The organism is Azonexus hydrophilus, from assembly GCF_905120355.1.
Taxonomy (GTDB): domain Bacteria; phylum Pseudomonadota; class Gammaproteobacteria; order Burkholderiales; family Rhodocyclaceae; genus Azonexus.
The window spans coordinates 99,124-117,078 of record NZ_CAJHOB010000006.1; the positions used below are offsets into that span (position 1 = coordinate 99,124).

At 60.3% G+C, this 17,955-nt stretch carries 15 protein-coding genes and 1 tRNA gene; 7 read left to right on the forward strand and 9 right to left on the reverse strand.

The features are described from left to right. Positions 1 to 9: 9 nt before the first annotated feature. Positions 10 to 624: an arylesterase gene (locus JYJ39_RS06290; RefSeq protein ID WP_205202975.1), complete on the reverse strand. Its 615-nt coding sequence runs from the start codon at positions 622 to 624 to the stop codon at positions 10 to 12. Between JYJ39_RS06290 and JYJ39_RS06295 the strand changes: the two genes are divergently transcribed. Further along, positions 623 to 1,297, forward strand: a complete 675-nt coding sequence (locus tag JYJ39_RS06295; protein WP_205202976.1) for an ABC transporter ATP-binding protein — start codon at positions 623 to 625, stop codon at positions 1,295 to 1,297. The genes JYJ39_RS06290 and JYJ39_RS06295 overlap by 2 nt on opposite strands. Here JYJ39_RS06295 and hpnE read toward each other — a convergent pair. Genes hpnE through hpnC form a run of 3 tightly spaced genes read right to left on the reverse strand, consistent with a single transcriptional unit; the run spans position 1,273 to position 4,154 of the window. Further along, the gene (gene hpnE, locus JYJ39_RS06300; protein WP_205202978.1) at positions 1,273 to 2,505 is read right to left on the reverse strand and encodes a hydroxysqualene dehydroxylase HpnE; all 1,233 of its coding nucleotides are present in this window, start codon (positions 2,503 to 2,505) and stop codon (positions 1,273 to 1,275) included. The two genes, JYJ39_RS06295 and hpnE, sit on opposite strands and share 25 nt — an antisense overlap. A 1-nt stretch (position 2,506) precedes the next feature. Next, positions 2,507 to 3,340 carry a presqualene diphosphate synthase HpnD gene (gene hpnD / locus JYJ39_RS06305; protein ID WP_205202980.1) on the reverse strand — a complete coding sequence of 278 codons (834 nt, stop codon included), beginning with the start codon at positions 3,338 to 3,340 and terminating at the stop codon, positions 2,507 to 2,509. A gap of 4 nt (positions 3,341 to 3,344) precedes the next feature. After that, positions 3,345 to 4,154 carry a squalene synthase HpnC gene (gene hpnC / locus JYJ39_RS06310; protein ID WP_205202982.1) on the reverse strand — a complete coding sequence of 270 codons (810 nt, stop codon included), beginning with the start codon at positions 4,152 to 4,154 and terminating at the stop codon, positions 3,345 to 3,347. A gap of 39 nt (positions 4,155 to 4,193) precedes the next feature. On the opposite strand from hpnC, the gene JYJ39_RS06315 reads away from it, so the two are divergent. Continuing rightward, positions 4,194 to 4,278: transfer RNA gene (locus JYJ39_RS06315), tRNA-Leu, on the forward strand. Positions 4,279 to 4,524: 246 nt separating this feature from the next. Here JYJ39_RS06315 and rho read toward each other — a convergent pair. The 4 genes from rho to JYJ39_RS06335 form a co-directional block, all read right to left on the reverse strand. Beyond that, positions 4,525 to 5,784: a transcription termination factor Rho gene (rho, locus tag JYJ39_RS06320; RefSeq protein ID WP_205202984.1), complete on the reverse strand. Its 1,260-nt coding sequence runs from the start codon at positions 5,782 to 5,784 to the stop codon at positions 4,525 to 4,527. A 191-nt stretch (positions 5,785 to 5,975) separates the two neighbouring features. Beyond that, entirely contained in the window at positions 5,976 to 6,302 is a 327-nt protein-coding gene (trxA, locus tag JYJ39_RS06325) for a thioredoxin TrxA (RefSeq protein WP_205202986.1), read from the reverse strand. A gap of 131 nt (positions 6,303 to 6,433) precedes the next feature. Further along, positions 6,434 to 7,039: a response regulator transcription factor gene (locus JYJ39_RS06330; RefSeq protein ID WP_205202988.1), complete on the reverse strand. Its 606-nt coding sequence runs from the start codon at positions 7,037 to 7,039 to the stop codon at positions 6,434 to 6,436. Further along, entirely contained in the window at positions 7,036 to 9,045 is a 2,010-nt protein-coding gene (locus JYJ39_RS06335) for a sensor histidine kinase (RefSeq protein ID WP_205202990.1), read from the reverse strand. The genes JYJ39_RS06330 and JYJ39_RS06335 overlap by 4 nt, the downstream gene beginning before the upstream one ends. A gap of 125 nt (positions 9,046 to 9,170) precedes the next feature. On the opposite strand from JYJ39_RS06335, the gene JYJ39_RS06340 reads away from it, so the two are divergent. The 3 genes from JYJ39_RS06340 to JYJ39_RS06350 all read left to right on the forward strand — a co-directional run bounded on the left by JYJ39_RS06340 (position 9,171) and on the right by JYJ39_RS06350 (position 12,238). Beyond that, positions 9,171 to 10,175: a TRAP transporter substrate-binding protein gene (locus JYJ39_RS06340; protein WP_205202992.1), complete on the forward strand. Its 1,005-nt coding sequence runs from the start codon at positions 9,171 to 9,173 to the stop codon at positions 10,173 to 10,175. 66 nt (positions 10,176 to 10,241) lie between these two features. Next, positions 10,242 to 10,955 (forward strand): TRAP transporter small permease, encoded by a 714-nt coding sequence (locus tag JYJ39_RS06345; RefSeq protein ID WP_205202994.1) that lies wholly within the window; start codon positions 10,242 to 10,244, stop codon positions 10,953 to 10,955. Continuing rightward, positions 10,955 to 12,238, forward strand: a complete 1,284-nt coding sequence (locus tag JYJ39_RS06350; protein WP_205202996.1) for a TRAP transporter large permease — start codon at positions 10,955 to 10,957, stop codon at positions 12,236 to 12,238. Before JYJ39_RS06345 ends, JYJ39_RS06350 begins: the two co-directional genes overlap by 1 nt. Before the next feature lie 451 nt (positions 12,239 to 12,689). Here the strand turns inward: JYJ39_RS06350 and JYJ39_RS06355 are convergent, their stop codons facing one another. After that, positions 12,690 to 14,282, reverse strand: coding sequence for a methyl-accepting chemotaxis protein (locus JYJ39_RS06355; RefSeq protein ID WP_205202998.1), 1,593 nt, complete (start codon positions 14,280 to 14,282; stop codon positions 12,690 to 12,692). 221 nt (positions 14,283 to 14,503) lie between these two features. On the opposite strand from JYJ39_RS06355, the gene clpB reads away from it, so the two are divergent. Together clpB and JYJ39_RS06365 are read left to right on the forward strand one after the other, a co-directional pair. After that, positions 14,504 to 17,086 carry an ATP-dependent chaperone ClpB gene (gene clpB, locus JYJ39_RS06360; RefSeq protein WP_205203000.1) on the forward strand — a complete coding sequence of 861 codons (2,583 nt, stop codon included), beginning with the start codon at positions 14,504 to 14,506 and terminating at the stop codon, positions 17,084 to 17,086. Between the two features lie 74 nt (positions 17,087 to 17,160). After that, positions 17,161 to 17,940, forward strand: a complete 780-nt coding sequence (locus JYJ39_RS06365) for a DUF1684 domain-containing protein (protein WP_205203002.1) — start codon at positions 17,161 to 17,163, stop codon at positions 17,938 to 17,940. Positions 17,941 to 17,955: the final 15 nt, after the last annotated feature.

Genomic DNA, 17,955 nt, shown 5'->3' on the forward strand with positions numbered 1-17,955 from the left:
GGCGCTGCCTCACTTCTTGAGCAAGGGGCGCAGTGCTGGCCAGATGTGGTCGAGCAGTAACGGCTGCGCCGCCGCGTTAGGGTGCAGGCGGTCATTCTGAAAGAGCTCGGGGCGGGTGTTGAGCGGTTCGAGCAGGAAAGGCAGGTAAGCTGTTTTTTCGCTGTCTGCCAGACGCGCAAAACGCTGAAAGAAATCCTCCGCATAGGGGCCGTAGTTAGGCGGAAGGCGCATCCCGATCAGCAGGACCCGGGCGCCGCTCTGGCGGCCGGCGCGGATCATGGCGCGCAGGTTGTCCTGCATCTGGGTGAGCGGAAGACCGCGCAAGCCGTCATTGGCGCCGAGGGCGATGATGAGGATCTGCGGCTTGTCTTTCTGCAGCGCTGTTGCCAGGCGGGAACGCCCGCCGGCGGTCGTTTCGCCGGAGATCGAATGGTTGACGACGCTATAATTCGCGCCTTGTTGCCGCAGACGCTGCTGTAGCAGCGACGGCCAGGCTTCACTCTGGGCGATGCCGTAACCTGCGGAAAGTGAATCGCCCAGCACCACAATGGTGGCCGGGGCAGCCAGGGCAGGGGAGAAGACGCAGGTGGCGAACAGGGCCAGGACAACAAGGAGAAAACGCATGTCGGATCAGCTCGTGCTGGAAGTGAGGGAGTTGGGCAAGGAGGTCGATAACGGCGGAATGCCGCTGGTGATTCTGCAGCAGATTTCCTTTTCCGTCATGTCGGGGGAAACGGTGGCGATCATTGGTGCCTCCGGTTCGGGAAAGTCGACCCTGCTCGGTTTGCTGGCCGGACTCGATGTGGCGACGGCAGGTGAGGTGGTGCTGGCCGGGCAGCCGCTCTCTGGTCTGGACGAAGACGCTCGTGCCGCCTTGCGCGGGCGCGGGCTGGGGTTTGTCTTTCAATCCTTCCAGCTGCTGCCGGCGCTGACCGCTCTGGAGAACGTGATGCTGCCGCTGGAACTGGCGGGCCGCAGCGATGCCTCAACCGTGGCGCACACCTGGCTGCAGCGCGTCGGGCTGGGCGAGCGCCTGCATCACTATCCGAAACATCTTTCTGGCGGAGAGCAGCAGCGCGTGGCTCTGGCGCGTGCTTTTGCGCCGCAGCCCTCGCTGGTTCTGGCCGATGAGCCGACCGGCAATCTCGATGCGGTGACCGGCGCCCAGATCATCGATCTGATGTTTGAATTGAACGCCCGCGAAGGCACGACGCTGATTCTGGTCACGCACGATGCCGCCCTTGCCGCCCGTTGTCAGCGGGTGTTGCAGCTTCAGGCCGGGCGCTTGCTGGCCTGAATGGCGGCAAACGCTGCACGCCGGCCGCTGCGGACGGCGCCTTCCAGTGTGGCAGGGTAATCGGCCCAGGTGTAATCGCCTGCTAGAAAAACGCACGGGTGATCCGTCCGGTAATCCGGACGGCGCAGGCCAGGGCGGGCGCTGAAGGTGGCGCGTTTTTCCCGGATGACCTGCTGCCAGTGCGGTGCTCCCAGTCCCAATGCGTCCGCCATGCGGGCCGCGAGGGCGTTGTCGGCAAGGGTTTCCCAGTCGCCATGGCCACTGATGGCACAGCCGATCATGCCTTGGCCGCGATCGACCGCCCAGGCCGCCGTACCAGCGCCGAGGTGGCGGAGCGGGAAGGGCAGTACGGTCTGGGCGCCGTAATCGAGGTAGACCGTGGCGATGGGTTCGTAGCTGAATGTGTCGGGCACTGCCGGCAGCAGGCGGCTGAGGTGGTGCGGTGCCACCGCGACGATGACGGCGGAAAAGTCCTCGTCATCGATCCGGGTTCCGGCCAGCTGGCGTACGCGCTGCCCCAGCCGAAGATCGGCTCCGCGCTGCGCCAGCCAGGCGAGAGCCGGTTCCGGTAGCAGTTCGCCAAACGGAACACGTGGCAGCAGGAGGTCGGTAGCTTCTCGCTGCGGGCTGCCCAGACTGTCACGCAGGACATGCGCAAAGAGCTGCGCGCAGGCCTGCTCGGGAGCTGTGTTCAGTGCAGCCAGGCAGAGCGGTTCCCATAAATGCCGGCGTAACGCACCGGTTTGCCCGGCGGCGTCGAGCCATTCGGCGACACTCTGTGTTTGGTCGAGGCGGAATTTTCGCCACTTGATGCCCTGCATCCAGAGTGCAGTGCGGATTTTTTCCCGCCAGCTGACCCCGTGCGCCCCGAGCAGACCGGCGGCAAGATGTAGCGGGGCAGGCAGGTTGGGCAGGCGTAGCTGGAAAGTGTCGCCTTCCAGCAGGCAGAGCGGCCGACGGCTGAACATGCGCTGTGGGTCGGCGCCCACCTGGCGCATCAGTGCGAGCGTTTCGTGATAGGCGCCGAGCAGGATGTGCTGGCCATTGTCCAGCGTGCGCCCGGCAATATTCACCGAGCGGGCACGTCCGCCCGCGCCCCGGCCGGCTTCGAACAGGGTAACCGCCGCGCCGGCGTCGGCACAGGTCACCGCCGCCGCGATGCCAGCCCAGCCGGCGCCGATGACGGCGATGCGCGCCTGCTCGCCCAATTCAGCCCTTGATCCAGGTTTTGGCTGCCAGCCAGAGTTTGCGCGTGGGCGGCAGGGAGATGCGTTGGTGCAGCACCTGGAAGTTTTCGGCGCGGATTTCTTCCAGCAAGGTACGGTAAATCGCCGCCATGATCAGGCCGGGACGCTGGCTCTTGCGGTCACAGGCAGGCAGATGCGCGAGTGCATCCTGGTAATAGCGTTCTGCCCGTTGATACTGGAACTGCATCAGGGCAGTGAAATTGTCGGAGTAGCGGGCGTTCAGGATATCGGCGGCCGGCACGTTGAACTGCTTGAGTTCATCGATGGGCAGGTAAATCCTGCCGCGTCGGGCATCTTCGCCGACATCGCGGATGATGTTGGTGAGTTGGAAAGCCATGCCCAGGTCGTGCGCGTATTTTTCCGTTTGCGCATCCCGATAACCAAAAATTCCGGCGGCGAGCAGGCCGACCACACTGGCGACCCGATAGCAGTACAGCGACAGTCCGGTGAAATCGAGATAGCGGGTTTGCTGCAGGTCCATTTCCATGCCGTCGATGATTTCGTTGAGACGGGCTGCGCTAATCTCGATTTCGGGGGAAACCGCCTGCAAGGCCAGCCCCACCGGGTGCGTCGCCTGCTTGCTGGCGATGCGCTCCACTTCCATCCGCCACCAGGCAAGTTTGGTGGATGCCAGCGCCGGGTCGTTGCATTCGTCCACCACGTCATCGACTTCGCGGCAGAAGGCATACAGGGCCATGATCGCCTGGCGGCGGGCCGGGGGCAGGAACAGAAAGCTGTAATAAAAGGAGGAGCCGCTGGTGGCGCACTTCTCCTGGCAGTATTGGTCTGGAGTCATGGGCTCACATTCTAAATGATCGCCACAAGAGCACCAGCCAGTCAGATGCTGTGAGTTGCGGGCGATGTGCGAATACATCGCCCGCAACGGCATCGATGCGTTCGAGAATGCGCAGACCGCCCTGTACAGTCAGGCGGATTTCCCAACCCAGGCGGCCGGGGAGATGGTGCACCAGGGGGGCGCCGGCGAGCATCAGTTGCCGCGCCCGCTCGCATTCGAATGCCAGCAACTCGCGCATTGCGGGGGTCATGCGGCCAGCCGCGATGTCGCTTTCGCCCACGCCAAAGCGCGTCAAATCTTCCTGCGGCAGGTAGACCCGGTCTTTTTTCCAGTCGATCGCCACGTCCTGCCAGAAGTTGATCAGCTGCAGGGCAGTACAGATGGCATCGGATTCCTGCAGGCGGGCACTTTCCGTGCGCCCGAACAGATGCAGTACCAGCCGCCCGACCGGATTGGCCGAGCGTCGGCAGTAATCGAGCAGTTCCGTATAGTTCGCATAACGGGTTTTCACGACGTCCTGCGCGAACGCATCGAGCAAATCGTGAAAGAGCTGCAGTGGAAGCTTGTGGTCGCGGATGACCTGCGCCAAATCGGCAAACAGTGGTAACTGCGGCAGTGTTCCTGCGGCAATCCGTTCCAGCTCCGCGCGATACGCCGCCAGGGCCGCCAGTCGTGCAGCCGGCGGATCCGTCCCTTCGTCGGCCAGATCATCGGCGCTGCGCGCAAAATGGTAGATCACCGCAATCGGTCGACGTAAATGCGGCGGCACCAGCAACGATGCCACGGGGAAGTTTTCGTAATGATCAACACTCATGGGTTTTTGTCAGGCTCGATGCTAGAATGCGTCCCGCCCGCCCAGGTGGCGAAATTGGTAGACGCACCAGATTTAGGTTCTGGCGTAGCAATACGTGGGGGTTCGAGTCCCTTCCTGGGCACCATGGAAAAAAACAGGCTCTTGATTTTCAAGGGCCTTTTTTGTGCACTGTTCCGCCTTTTGTGCTCCGCAGCGAGGCGATGGGGGAGGGCGGCGTGCTTGGTCAGGTGCCGAGCTCCCGGGCAGCGTGTGATGCTAAGGCGCCCAAATCGCCGGACTACGCCTGTGTATGCCTGCTGAATAGGGCAGAAAAAACCGGGGCTGGTTTGCTTGCCCCGGTTTCTGGTGTCGGTCATACGATTTGTCTGATTCAACCGCGGCGCATGGCATCGAAGAATTCGGCGTTGCCCTTGGTGGACTTGACCTTGTCGAGCAGGAATTCCATCGCTTCGAGATCGTCCATCGGATAACAGAGCTTGCGCAACACCCACATCTTCTGCAGCACATCGGGTTTGAGCAGCAATTCTTCGCGGCGGGTGCCGGAACGATTGACGTTGATGGCTGGGTACATCCGCTTCTCGGCCATGCGGCGGTCGAGGTGGATTTCCGAGTTGCCGGTGCCCTTGAATTCTTCGTAGATCACTTCGTCCATACGGCTGCCGGTGTCGATCAGGGCGGTGGCGAGGATGGTCAGCGAGCCGCCTTCCTCGATGTTGCGCGCGGCGCCGAAGAAGCGCTTCGGCTTCTGCAGGGCGTTGGCATCGACGCCGCCAGTCAGGACCTTGCCGGAAGCTGGCTGGACGGTGTTGTAGGCGCGCGCCAGGCGGGTGATCGAGTCGAGCAGAATCACCACGTCGCGTTTGTGTTCGACCAGACGCTTGGCTTTCTCGATCACCATCTCGGCCACGGCGACGTGGCGAGTGGCCGGTTCGTCGAAGGTTGAGGCGACCACCTCACCCTTGACCGTGCGCGTCATTTCGGTGACTTCTTCCGGGCGTTCATCGATCAGCAGTACGATGAGGGCGACTTCCGGATGATTGGCAGCGAGGGCGTGGGCGATGTTCTGCAGCATGACCGTCTTGCCGGTTTTCGGTGGGGCAACGATCAGGCCACGCTGCCCCGCGCCGATCGGCGAAATCATGTCGATGACGCGGCTGGTGATGTTTTCGTCCGACTTGACGTCGCGTTCGAGCTTGAAGTGACGCGTTGGATGCAGCGGCGTCAGGTTCTCGAACATGATTTTGGTTTTGTTCGCTTCCGGCGGGAAGCCGTTGATGCTGCTGACTTTGGTCAGGGCAACGTAGCGTTCGCCGTCCTTTGGGGTGCGGATTTCACCGGCAATGGTGTCCCCCGTGCGCAGGTTGTAACGGCGGATCTGCGAAGGTGAGACAAAAATATCGTCCGGATTGGCGAGGTAGGAGGTGTCTGCCGAGCGCAGAAAACCATAGCCATCGGAAAGGACTTCCAGGGTGCCGTCGCCATGAATGGTCGCGCCGTTCTTGGCCATGGCCTTGAGGACGGCGTAGATGAGCTCCTGCTTGCGCATGCGGTTTGCATTTTCGATGGCGAGTTCGGTTGCCATGTCGAGCAGTCGGCTGACGTGCAGGGTCTTGAGTTCAGAGAGTTGCATGGGGAATGTAGGGAAGACGCCAGGCAGCAGAAAAGGATGCGGCGGTTGCCGGCAGGGCTGTGGCGTAAAGCAGGCGCTTTGGGGTGTGTTGAATGAGGACGCTGGGGGAGCAGGGGCGTTATTGCTGTTTGGACCTGCTGGCGTCAGCCTGAAAGTGCGGATTGCACTTTCAGGCGGCAAGACTAAGGGGATTACAGTGCGCTGTCAATGAAAGCGGCAAGTTGCGATTTGGAGAGGGCGCCAACCTTGGTGGCTTCGATGTTGCCGTTCTTGAACACCATCAACGTGGGAATGCCACGGATGCCGTATTTGGCGGGGGTTTCCTGGTTGTCGTCGATGTTGACCTTGGCGACTTTGAGTTTGCCTGCGTATTCGGTGGCAATTTCGTCCAGGATGGGGGAGATCATCTTGCACGGGCCACACCATTCGGCCCAGTAATCGACGAGCACTGGTTGCTCGGACTGGAGGACTTCGGCCTCGAACGTGGCGTCAGTGACGTAGTGGATATGTGCGCTCATGATGGCCTTTCAGTGGGAAGGTGGAGCCGGGTCGGGCCCGGGGATGCTGACGGGATTTCCACGTCAGAAAGCGTGGCGGAATGCTAGCGAAAAAAAACCGGCATGGGAAGCAGGAATATGGGCAGGGCGATTCATGCCTGAGGGGATTTCAGCAGATTAGCCAGTTCTACTGCAGTCTTGACCTGCATTTTCTCGAACAGGTTGGCGCGGTGGACTTCAACCGTGCGCATGCTGATGTTGAGTTCATCGGCAATCACCTTGTTGTATTTGCCGGCGAGGATGCCGTCCATGATCTGCCGTTCCCGGGGGGACAGACTCTGGATGCGGAGATTGATCGAATCGGCGCTGGCGTGCACGGCGCGCCGGTGGGCGTCGTGCACCATGGCTTCGCCGACACGGGTGGCAAGTTCGTTGTCGTTGAAGGGTTTTTCGAAGAAATCGAAGGCGCCGCGTTTGAGTGTGGCGACGGCCAGCGGAACATCGCCGTGGCCGGTGAGGAAAATGACGGGCAAGGCTGCGCCACGCGCCAGCAGGGCATCGAAGCAATCCAGACCGCTCATGCCTTCCATGCGCATGTCGAGCAGCAGGCAGCCGCAGGTGTCCGGAGTCCAGCTGGCAAGAAAATCTTCAGCGCTGGCGTAAGTGGCCGTGGGTAGACCGCGCGATTTGAGCAGCCAGGCGAGGGCATCGCGGATGGCGTCGTCGTCGTCGACCAGGTGGGCTTGCGGGGTGTTCATTCAGGCGTGGGCTCCAGAGGGAGGGAGAACGTGAAGAGGGTACCGCTGCCGCTCGGTGAGTCCGGGTGCTTTTCCGCCCACAGGCGGCCACGGTGAAATTCGATGATGGAGCGGCAGATCGATAGGCCGATGCCCATGCCTTCACTTTTGGTCGTAAAGAATGCGGTATAGAGCTTGTCTTCGATTTCAGCTGGGATGCCGCAGCCATAGTCGCCGACAGTCAGGCGTACTTCCTGCGGTGTGAGGTGGACGCTGAGTTGCAGCAGGCGGTGAGGAGCCGGGGTGTCGGCCATGGCATCGAGGCCATTACGCAAGAGGTTGAGCAGGACTTGTTCGATCAGCAGGCGATCGACGAATACTGTGGGGAGGGCGGGCAGGATGGTTTCGATGCGGATCTGCCGCTTGCGTGCTTCCGGTTCGATGAAGGCGAGGCAGTCGTCGATGATGTCGCGCAGTTTGCAGGGCGCCCGCTTTGGTTCGCTACGGCGGACGAAATCATGCACGCGGCGGATGATGCGGCCGGCGCGTTGTGCCTGGGTGGCGATTTTTTCCAGGGTGGGGCGCAATTCGGCGCAGGAGAAGTTTTCTGTGGACAGCAGGTTAAGGCAGCCGGTGTTGTAGCTGGCAATGGCAGCCAGCGGCTGGTTCAGTTCGTGCGCCAGGGTGGAGGCCATTTCGCCCAGGGTCACTAGGCGGGCGGTGAACTGCAGTTGTTCCTGCTGCTGGCGGGCCAGTTCCTCTGCCCGTTTGCGTTCGGTGATGTCGAGCACCGAGGCCATCCACCCGGTATGTCGGCCGTTGCCATCGATCAATTTGGCTTCATAGACCAGCGCTTCGAAGCGTTCTCGATTCTTGCGCATGAAGGTGAGTTCGAAACCTTCCTCCGGCGCCAGTCCGGCGAGCACGGTCTGGTGCATGGCACGGGCTTCGTCCATGTGTTCAGGTGCCCAGTAGGGCATGGGAGGGTCGTGGTTGACCAGTTCGCTGGCACTGAAACCGGTCATCTTGCAGAAGGCCGGGTTGACGTAAATGATCCGTCCTTCGAGATCGCGGGCGCGCATGCCGACCGTGAGCGAGTTTTCCATGGCGGTGCGAAAAGCGTGTTCGGCGCGCAGGGCGGCTTCGGCACGGGTGCTCTTCTTCATCAGGCCGCGCACCAGCCACAGGCTGGCAAATACCCCCAGAGCCAGAAGCAGGATGGCAACGGTGAGCATGTTCTGCAGCGGGCTCTGGGTACTTGGGTAGTCGCTGATTTTCAAGCGTAAACCCTGCCCCGGCGGATCGAAGGGAATCAGGTAGGAGTCGCTGCTGGTGCCTTCGATGTGCGTTTTACTGGCTAACACCTGGTCGTTGTCATCCACGATCTCGACCTTGTATTTTTCGGTAAACCACCAGGGAATCTGGCTGCTCAACAGTACATTCAGGCGGTAGGTGATCTGCAGCATGCCGATCAGCTGGTCGTGCCGGTAGATGGGAAGCAGCAGGTGGATCTGCCCTTCCAGTGGCGCATTCAGGTATGGCAGGCTGTACACCGCCTTGCCCAGTCGGCGGGCGATGTCGAAGCTGTCGTGCAGAAGTTGTGCCTGCGGTGAGTTTGCCGACTGGGGACGATGCGCGGGCAGGGTGATGATGTTTTCTGCAGTGGCATCCAGCCAGCCCAGGCGGGCAATATCGGGATTGTTCTTCAGGAAATGCGCTGCGCGCAGACGAAAAAGTGATGTTTGTTCGCTGCTGCGGGGCTCTTCGGATAGCTCACTGGCCAGTTGCTGCAACTGTTCGCGGTGATTCTGCAGGTGAAAACGCAGGCTTTGTTCCAGCCACAGCACGTCCTTGACCAGAATGTTGTGCCTTTCTTCACGGTCGCTCTTCTGCAACAGCCAGAGTAGGGTGATCAGGGCCAGGATGAGTAGCGCCACTGCCAGCTTGGGGAAAACGAGCAGCCAGGACAGGCGGCGTTTGCTCGGCGGCGGGTCTAAAGGGTGCGCGGGATGGGGAAGGGCAGACATCCGGCGATGTTAACCCGGCGTGCCGGATGTGGAAAACCACAATATCCAAGATTTCTGCCCTTCGTAATACTTTGCGCCGCCAGCAATGGTTCTTTGCGGCATTCCATTACAAAGAGGAGAAATCAATGAAAATTTCCAAGCTTCTGGTCGGCCTGTTTGCCTGCACCGTGTCGCTGGGTGTCTATGCGCAGCAACCTATCGTCATCAAGTTCAGCCACGTTGTTGCAGGCGATACGCCCAAGGGCAAGGCTGCCGAGTTCTTTGCCAAGAAGGCTGCCGAACTGACGCAGGGTAAGGTCAAGGTTGAGGTCTACGCCAATTCGACCTTGTACAAGGACAAGGAAGAAATGGAAGCACTGCAGCTGGGCGCTGTCCAGATGCTGGCGCCGTCGCTGGCTAAATTTGGCCCGCTGGGCGTACGTGAATTCGAAGTGTTCGATTTGCCCTACATCTTCGATAACTACGATGACCTGCACAAGGTGACCAACGGTCCGGTGGGCAAGCAGTTGCTGGCCAAGCTCGAACCCAAGGGTATCAGCGGCCTGGCGTTCTGGGACAACGGTTTCAAGTCGTTCTCGGCGAATACGCCGATCCGCATGCCGGAAGACATGAAGGGCAAGAAGATCCGTATCCAGTCTTCGAAAGTACTGGAAGAGCAGGTTCGTGCCCTCAAGGCGCTGCCGCAGGTCATGGCGTTCTCCGAGGTCTATCAGGCACTGCAGACGGGTGTGGTCGATGGTACGGAAAACCCAATTTCCAACCTCTACACCCAGAAGATGCATGAAGTGCAAAAGCACCTGACGCTGACCGACCACGGTTACCTGGGCTATGCCGTGATCGTGAACAAGAAGTTCTGGGACGGTTTGCCGGCTGATGTTCGCAAGCAACTGGATGAGGCCATGGTGCAGTCCACCCGCTATGCCAACCAGATTGCCAAGGTGGAGAACGATCAGTCGCTGGAAGCGGTGAAGAAGAGCGGCCGTACCGCAATTCATACCCCGACGGCGGCCGAGCGTGCGGCGTTCAAGAAGGCGCTGGTGCCGGTGCACAAGAAGATGGAAAGCCGCGTTGGCAAGCAGACCATCGAGTCGGTTTACCAGGCTACGGGCTTCAATCCGAACGCGCTGTAAACCGCAGCGATTCAGGTACTTCCGCCGGAGATTTCCGGCGGAAGTTGTTTACAACGAGGAGGTTTCATGAAATTTCTCGATCATCTGGAGGAGTGGCTGATTGCCTTCCTCATGGGCGCCGCGACGCTGATCATTTTTTTATCGGTGGTGCATCGCTTCGGTAGCGGCTGGGACATTCCCGGCGTGCAGGACTGGCTCTTGGAAATCAACATGGGATGGGCGCAGGAGCTGACCATCATCATGTTCGTGTGGATGGCCAAATTTGGCGCGGCTTACGGTGTGCGGACCGGTATTCACGTCGGGGTTGATGTGCTGATCAACCGCCTGAAGGCAAATAATCGCAAAAAATTCATCATCTTCGGCTTGTCGGCCGGTGCTTTCTTTACCTTTATCGTCGGCACCCTGGGGGCGACCTTCGTGCTCGAAAACGGTGCGCACTACCAGATTTTTTCCTGGTTTGGCCTCGATACCGGCGACATGTACGAAGGCCCGGTCACGCCCGACCTTGAATGGCCGACCTGGATCGTTTATTCCGCCGTGCCGCTCGGCTCCTACCTGATGTGCTTCCGTTTCCTGCAGGTGATCCATTCCTTCGTGCGTACCGGTGAGCTGCCGCACCACGATCATGGCCATGTCGACGGGATCGAGGAAGAAGTGCTACCGGTAGATGCCAATCCTTACGATATGGGCGACGATCTGCATCCGCACGACATGAAGCACCAACAGTATGGCGACGAGGGCAGCAAGGACAATGCTGCTGCCCGCAAGGAGGACAAATAATGAGCGCCCTCATCATTTTCGCTCTCCTGGCTGTCTTGATGCTGACCGGGATGCCCATTTCCATCTCGCTCGGTCTGACCGTGCTGACCTTCCTGTTCACCATGACGCAGGTGCCGATCGAGTCGGTGGCCTTGAAGCTGTTCACGGGGATCGAGAAGTTCGAGATCATGGCGATTCCGTTCTTCATCCTCGCCGGTAACTTTCTGACTCATGGCGGTGTGGCGCGGCGAATGATCAACTTCGCCACCTCGATGGTCGGCCACTGGCACGGCGGTCTGGGGCTGGGCGGTGTGGTCGCCTGTGCGCTGTTTGCTGCCGTATCGGGCTCCAGCCCGGCGACCGTGGTGGCGATCGGCGCCATCATCCTGCCGGCTATGGTCAAGCAGGGTTTCCCGAACAAGTTCGGGGCCGGTGTGATTACCACTTCTGGGGCGCTGGGTATCCTGATTCCGCCGTCCATCGTCATGGTGATGTACTCGGTGTCGACCAACACGTCGGTGGGCGCCCTGTTCATGGCGGGGGTCATTCCTGGCCTGATGCTGGCAGCTTTCCTTGGCTTCGTGACTTGGAACCGGGCGCGCAAGTTCGGTTATCCGCGCATGAAGAAAGCGACCTGGAAAGAGCGTCTGCTGGCACTCAAGGAATCGGCCTGGGGGCTGTTCCTGATCGTGGTGGTGATGGGCGGTATCTATAGCGGTATCTTCACGCCGACCGAAGCAGCTGCAATGAGCGCGGTGTATGCCTTCATCGTGGCCGTGTTCATCTACAAGGACCTGCGCCTCTCCGATGTGCCGAAGGTATTGCTCAATTCGGCCAACATGAGCGCCATGCTGCTGTACATCATCACCAATGCGGTGCTGTTCTCCTTCCTCATGACGCACGAGAACATTCCGCAGGCCATGGCTGACTTTATGATGGGCACGGGTATCGGCGTGATCGGATTCCTGATCATGGCCAATATCCTGATGCTGATCATGGGCAACTTCATGGAGCCGTCTTCGATCGTCCTGATCTTGGCGCCGATCCTGTTCCCGATCGCCATGACCCTGGGGATTGATCCGGTGCACTTCGGCATCATCATGGTGGTGAATATGGAAGTTGGCATGTGCCACCCGCCGGTCGGTCTGAATCTGTATGTGGCTTCTGGCATCACCAAGATGGGGATTACCGAATTGACGATCGCGGTCTGGCCGTGGCTGCTGTCGATGCTGGTGTTCCTGGTGCTGGTGACCTATGTGCCGGAAATCTCCCTCTGGCTGCCGCGTACGCTAGGCATGCTGTAGAACCAACACCTGCGGAAGCGGACGCAAGGCCGCTGCCCCGTACAAACCCCGGATACATGGAGGTGTATCCGGGGTTTTTTTGCTGATTTCGTTCCATGACGTGCCGCGCCCATCAACAACTGCGCCACGTGTAAATGGTGTGGCAACACCAGCAGCACGAATGCAATGAGCGGTTTCTCATTGCTGGCACATCGAAGCGGCACACAGTGATGGACGGTGAAGTTCCGCTATCCCGATTTTGCCGAGGTCGTCAGCCTGTCGGGCGTCTGAGTGGCAATCCGGCGGCATCGTAGCGCTATCTCGCGTGACGTCAATGAATGTTGGCGCCGGCAGGCTGTTGCGAGCGATGCGATTGCCAACAGGTATGGGCGAGACAGTTTGCCTGCGCCAGTGGTAAGGGCGAAAAAAAGCCATCCAGTAGTGGATGGCTTGATTTTTCTGGTGCTTGTTGTCAGGTCTTGAACTGGGCTACAGCAGCGTGGAGTTCGCCGGAGAGCTGGTGCAGGCGGCGGGCGGCATCTGCCGTGTGACGGACGGCGGCGGCACTTTCTTCCGACATCTGGGCGATGGTTTCGATTTTGTGCGCAATGTCGTTGCTGGCGTGGCTTTGCTCGGAAATTGAATCGGAAATGCTGTTGACCACCTGGCTGACGCGCTGCGCGCCATCACGGATACTGTTGATCGACTCACCCGCCTGGCTGGCCAACTCGACGCCGCTGCCAACTTTGGCTACACCGGCTTGCATGCTCGCTACCGCGCCGCGCGTGCCTTGCTGGATGCGTGTCACCATGGTGGCGATTTCGGTGGTGGACAGGCTGGTGCGTTCGGCGAGTTTGCGCACTTCATCGGCTACCACGGCAAAGCCGCGGCCTTGCTCACCGGCCCGTGCCGCTTCGATGGCTGCATTGAGGGCGAGCAGGTTGGTCTGGTCGGCAATTTCGCGGATGGTATTGACGATGGAAGTGATCTGGTCAGATTGGCGGCCGAGGTCTTCGACGATTTCGGAAGATGCCTGCACGGCTTCGGAAATCTGGCGCATTTCGCTGGCGGCGGAGTGAATGACGGCGGCGCCTTTTTCCGAAACGCTGGCTGAGTTTTCCGAAATGCTGTGCGCTTCGGTGGCGTTCTCCCGCACCTGGTCAATACTTACGGCCATTTCCTCAACCGAAGCTGCCATTGAGGACGCCGCATCGCTCTGGCGTTGCGAGCGGTCGGCAACTTCTTCGGCAGCGCTCAGCAGTTGATTAGCGGCTGAGGAGACGTGCTCGGCATTATCCAGGATGGTGGAAATCATGGCGCGCAAGGTGTCCTGCATGCGGCCGATGTCGGCGAGCAGGCTGTCGCCCGGAGGGCAGCTGACATTGGTGGACAGGTCGCCGGCAGCGATGCGCCGGGTCACCGAGGTGGCAACCGCCGGGTCACCGCCCAGGGTGTTGATGATGTTGCGCGAGACGAGTAACAGCGAAATGGCGATGAAGCCGCCAATGGCTGCGCCCCACAGGCCAAGCTTGAGGGCGTCGCGGCGGAAGGCGGCATCGACGTCGTCGATGTAAATGCCGGAACCGATGACCCAGCCCCACGGCTGGAAGCCGGCGACGTAAGAAATTTTGGGCACACCGTCGTTGTTTGCGGCGCCGGGTTTGGGCCAGAGGTAATCGACAAACCCGGCCCCTTGGGCGCGGACGACCTTGTTGAATTCAAGGAACAGCAGCTTGCCGTTGGCGTCTTTCATCTGGTCCAGCTTTTTGCCATCCAGTTCCGGCTTGTACGGATGCATGACCATGATGTCGTTCAGGTCATTGATCCAGAAGTACTCGATCTTGTCGTAACGCATGTCGCGGATGGCGGCCATGGCACTACGCTTCGCCTCGGCTTCGTCCATGCGTCCGGCGCGCGCTTCCGCCTCGAAATGAGCTGCCGTGGCATGCGCGACTTCGACCAGGTTGCGCACCTTGTCCTGGCGGTCCAACATCATGCGCTGCTTGCCGTCAATGAGAAGAAAAACGAACAACACGACGAGGGCGATAATGGTGGCCAATGTCATCGCGGTCAGCTTGCCGCGCAGCGTCAAGGTCGAGCCAGGTATGAGTTTTTCCCTTACACGAACGGTTTTTATGTGATTAGCCGGCCTTGGCCGGACTCTGCTCGGCGGATTTTAGCTTTTCAATAGGGATTTGGGGTGAAATTATGACAAATTGTCACTTGAAATTGATCAATTCTCCCTTATCTGACATCCATTCGAACTGACTGGGTAAGGAGATTTTCATGCGACTCGACAAACTCACCACCAAATTTCAAGAGGCACTGGCGGATGCGCAGAGCCTCGCCAACGGCAACGACCAACAATTCATCGAAGCGCAGCATCTGCTGCTGGCGCTCCTGAACCAGGAAGAAGGAGGCACGGTATCGCTGCTGGGGCGGGCCGGTGTCAATGTGCCGGTGCTCAAGCGGGATCTGGAGCAGGCCTTGCAACGGCTGCCGAAGGTCGAGGGGCACGGTGGCGATGTGCAGGTGGGGCGTGATCTGGCCAACCTGCTCAACCTGACCGACAAGGAGGCGCAGAAGCGCGGCGACCAGTTCATCGCCAGCGAGATGTTCCTGCTCGCCCTCTGTGAAGACAAGGGGGAGACTGGGCGGTTGGCGCGTCAGCATGGTTTGCAGAGAAAGGCGCTGGAAGCAGCGATTCTTGCTGTGCGCGGTGGCCATGGGGTCGATAATCAGGATGCGGAAGGGCAGCGTGAAGCCTTGAAGAAATACTGTGTTGACCTGACCGAACGGGCGGCTCAGGGCAAACTCGACCCGGTGATCGGCCGCGACGATGAAATCCGCCGTGCCATCCAGATTCTCCAGCGCCGTACCAAGAACAACCCGGTGCTGATCGGCGAGCCGGGCGTCGGCAAGACGGCCATCGTCGAAGGTCTGGCGCAGCGCATCGTCAACGAGGAAGTGCCGGAAACCCTGAAGGGCAAGAAGGTGCTGGTGCTCGACATGGCCGGCCTGCTCGCCGGCGCCAAGTACCGCGGCGAGTTCGAGGAACGCCTGAAGGCGGTGTTGAAGGAGGTGGCGCAGGACGAAGGCCGCATCATCCTGTTCATCGACGAAATCCATACCATGGTCGGGGCCGGCAAGGCGGACGGTGCTATCGATGCGGGCAACATGCTGAAGCCGGCGCTGGCGCGTGGCGAGCTGCACTGCATCGGCGCGACGACGCTTGATGAATACCGCAAGTACATCGAGAAGGACGCCGCGCTGGAGCGGCGTTTCCAGAAAGTCCTGGTGGAAGAGCCCAGCGTGGAATCGACCATCGCCATCCTGCGCGGCCTGCAAGAGAAGTACGAGCTGCACCACGGCGTGGATATCACCGACCCGGCCATCGTCGCCGCTGCCGAGTTGAGCCATCGCTACATCACCGACCGCTTCTTGCCGGACAAGGCGATCGACCTGATTGACGAGGCTGCGGCGCGCATCAAGATGGAAATCGACTCCAAGCCGGAGGCGATGGACAAACTCGATCGCCGCATCATTCAGCTGAAGATCGAGCGCGAGGCGGTCAAGAAGGAGAAGGACGAAGCGTCGCGCAAGCGCCTGGCCCTGATCGAGGAAGAAATCACCAAGCTGACCAAGGAGTATTCCGATCTGGAAGAAATCTGGAAGGCCGAGAAGTCGGCAGTGCTTGGGTCGGCTCAGATCAAGGAAGAAATCGACCGGCTACGGGCGGAGATCGCGCGTCTGCAGCGCGAAGGCAAACTGGACAAGGTGGCCGAACTGCAATATGGCAAGCTGCCGCAGCTGGAGGCGCAGTTGAAGAAGGCGGAAGCCGAGGGGGACGGTGGCGCAGCGAAGAACAAGCTGTTGCGTACTCAGGTTGGCGCCGAGGAAATCGCCGAGGTGGTCAGCCGGGCGACCGGCATTCCGGTGAGCAAGATGATGCAGGGTGAGCGCGACAAGCTGCTGCACATGGAAGGACGCCTGCACAATCGTGTCGTCGGCCAGGACGAGGCTGTACGTCTGGTGGCCGATGCCATCCGCCGTTCGCGTGCCGGACTGTCCGACCCCAATCGTCCCTATGGTTCCTTCCTCTTCCTGGGGCCGACCGGCGTTGGCAAGACGGAGTTGTGCAAGGCACTGGCTGAATTCATGTTCGATGCCGAGGATCATCTGATCCGCATCGACATGAGCGAGTTCATGGAGAAGCATTCGGTGGCCCGTCTGATCGGCGCGCCTCCCGGCTACGTTGGCTACGAGGAGGGGGGAACCCTGACCGAGGCGGTGCGGCGCAAACCCTACAGCGTGATTCTCCTCGACGAGGTGGAAAAGGCCCATCCGGATGTGTTCAACGTTCTGCTGCAAGTGCTTGACGATGGCCGCATGACCGACGGTCAGGGGCGGACGGTGGATTTCAAGAATACCGTCATCGTCATGACTTCCAATCTGGGCAGCCAGATGATCCAGCAGATGGTCGGGGAAGCCTACGGTAGCGTCAAAGATGCGGTGATGCAGGAAGTGAAGACCTATTTCCGCCCTGAATTCATCAACCGTATCGATGAAGTGGTGGTCTTCCACAGCCTGGACGAGCAGCACATCGCCGGTATCGCCCGCATCCAGCTGGCGTATCTGGAGAAGCGTCTGGCGCAACTGGAGATGGGACTGGTGGTCGACGCATCGGCTCTGGTCGAAATTGCCCGCGCCGGCTTCGACCCGGTCTTCGGCGCGCGTCCGCTCAAGCGGGCCATTCAGCAGCAGATCGAGAATCCGCTGGCCAAGGCCATCCTTGAAGGACAGTTTGCGGCCAAGGATACGATCCGGATCGATTGTGCAGATGAAGGTTTGCGTTTCAGCAAGGGCTGAAAGCGGGCGCCGATAAGCAGGGCGGGCCAGTGTGGCCCGCCTTGTTGTTTGCGCAGGAAGAATAAGGGATTGCGATGACTTTGGAGCAATGGCGACAAGCGCGCCACGCGGAACTTGCCGGGCCGGACAGCTGGCTTGGTCTGGTTGGTTTGTTCTGGCTAGATGCTGAAACCAGTGCGGTGGGCAGTGATGCCGGCTGCACGGTTCGCTTGCCCTCGGGGCCGGCATTTTTGGGGGATCTGATCCGGCGTGACGGTGCGGTTTTCTGGCAACCGGCTGGTGGCAGGGCACAGCGGTTGCGGACGGATCGCGGTGTCCAGCCAGATCATGTCGAGCAAGGTGCGTTGTCTATTTTCGTGATCGAACGCCAGGGCCGTTTTGCTGCCCGGATTCGCGACCGTGCCTGGGCGGCGCGGCAGCCGTTTGCCGGGGTCGGACATTATCCGGAAGACCCGGCCTGGATTGTTGATGCCGCATGGTTGCCGCTGGAGACGCCCCTGGTTCTGCAGGTGCCGGATGTGACGGGGGAATTGCAGCCGGTGACGGTGGCGCACAAGGCCGTGTTTAGGGTGGCCGGTCAGCAAGTCGAGCTGCTGCCGACGTCGGTGAGCGAACATGAGGTTTTCTTTGTTTTCCGCGACCGCAGTAGCGGCCGCGAAACCTATGGTGCCGGGCGTTTCCTCAAGGCAGGGCCGGCGGAGGCGGGCAGGATTCGCCTTGATTTCAACCGGGCCTTCAATCCGCCTTGCGCGTTCACTGCGTTTGCCACCTGTCCGCTGGCGCCCGCAGAAAACAGGCTGCCATTTGTTGTCCCTGCCGGAGAGCTCAAATGGCAAGGCGCGGACGCGGCCTGAGCAAGGCCTTGAAGC

Coding starts and splice junctions, on each gene's coding strand:
- JYJ39_RS06295 (WP_205202976.1), top strand. CDS start 623: ATGTCGGATCAGCTCGTGCTGGAAGTGAGGGAGTTGGGCAAGGAGGTC.
- JYJ39_RS06290 (WP_205202975.1), bottom strand. CDS start 624: ATGCGTTTTCTCCTTGTTGTCCTGGCCCTGTTCGCCACCTGCGTCTTC.
- hpnD (WP_205202980.1), bottom strand. CDS start 3,340: ATGACTCCAGACCAATACTGCCAGGAGAAGTGCGCCACCAGCGGCTCC.
- hpnC (WP_205202982.1), bottom strand. CDS start 4,154: ATGAGTGTTGATCATTACGAAAACTTCCCCGTGGCATCGTTGCTGGTG.
- rho (WP_205202984.1), bottom strand. CDS start 5,784: ATGCAACTCTCTGAACTCAAGACCCTGCACGTCAGCCGACTGCTCGAC.
- trxA (WP_205202986.1), bottom strand. CDS start 6,302: ATGAGCGCACATATCCACTACGTCACTGACGCCACGTTCGAGGCCGAA.
- JYJ39_RS06330 (WP_205202988.1), bottom strand. CDS start 7,039: ATGAACACCCCGCAAGCCCACCTGGTCGACGACGACGACGCCATCCGC.
- JYJ39_RS06335 (WP_205202990.1), bottom strand. CDS start 9,045: ATGTCTGCCCTTCCCCATCCCGCGCACCCTTTAGACCCGCCGCCGAGC.
- JYJ39_RS06340 (WP_205202992.1), top strand. CDS start 9,171: ATGAAAATTTCCAAGCTTCTGGTCGGCCTGTTTGCCTGCACCGTGTCG.
- JYJ39_RS06345 (WP_205202994.1), top strand. CDS start 10,242: ATGAAATTTCTCGATCATCTGGAGGAGTGGCTGATTGCCTTCCTCATG.
- JYJ39_RS06350 (WP_205202996.1), top strand. CDS start 10,955: ATGAGCGCCCTCATCATTTTCGCTCTCCTGGCTGTCTTGATGCTGACC.
- JYJ39_RS06355 (WP_205202998.1), bottom strand. CDS start 14,282: ATGACATTGGCCACCATTATCGCCCTCGTCGTGTTGTTCGTTTTTCTT.
- clpB (WP_205203000.1), top strand. CDS start 14,504: ATGCGACTCGACAAACTCACCACCAAATTTCAAGAGGCACTGGCGGAT.
- JYJ39_RS06365 (WP_205203002.1), top strand. CDS start 17,161: ATGACTTTGGAGCAATGGCGACAAGCGCGCCACGCGGAACTTGCCGGG.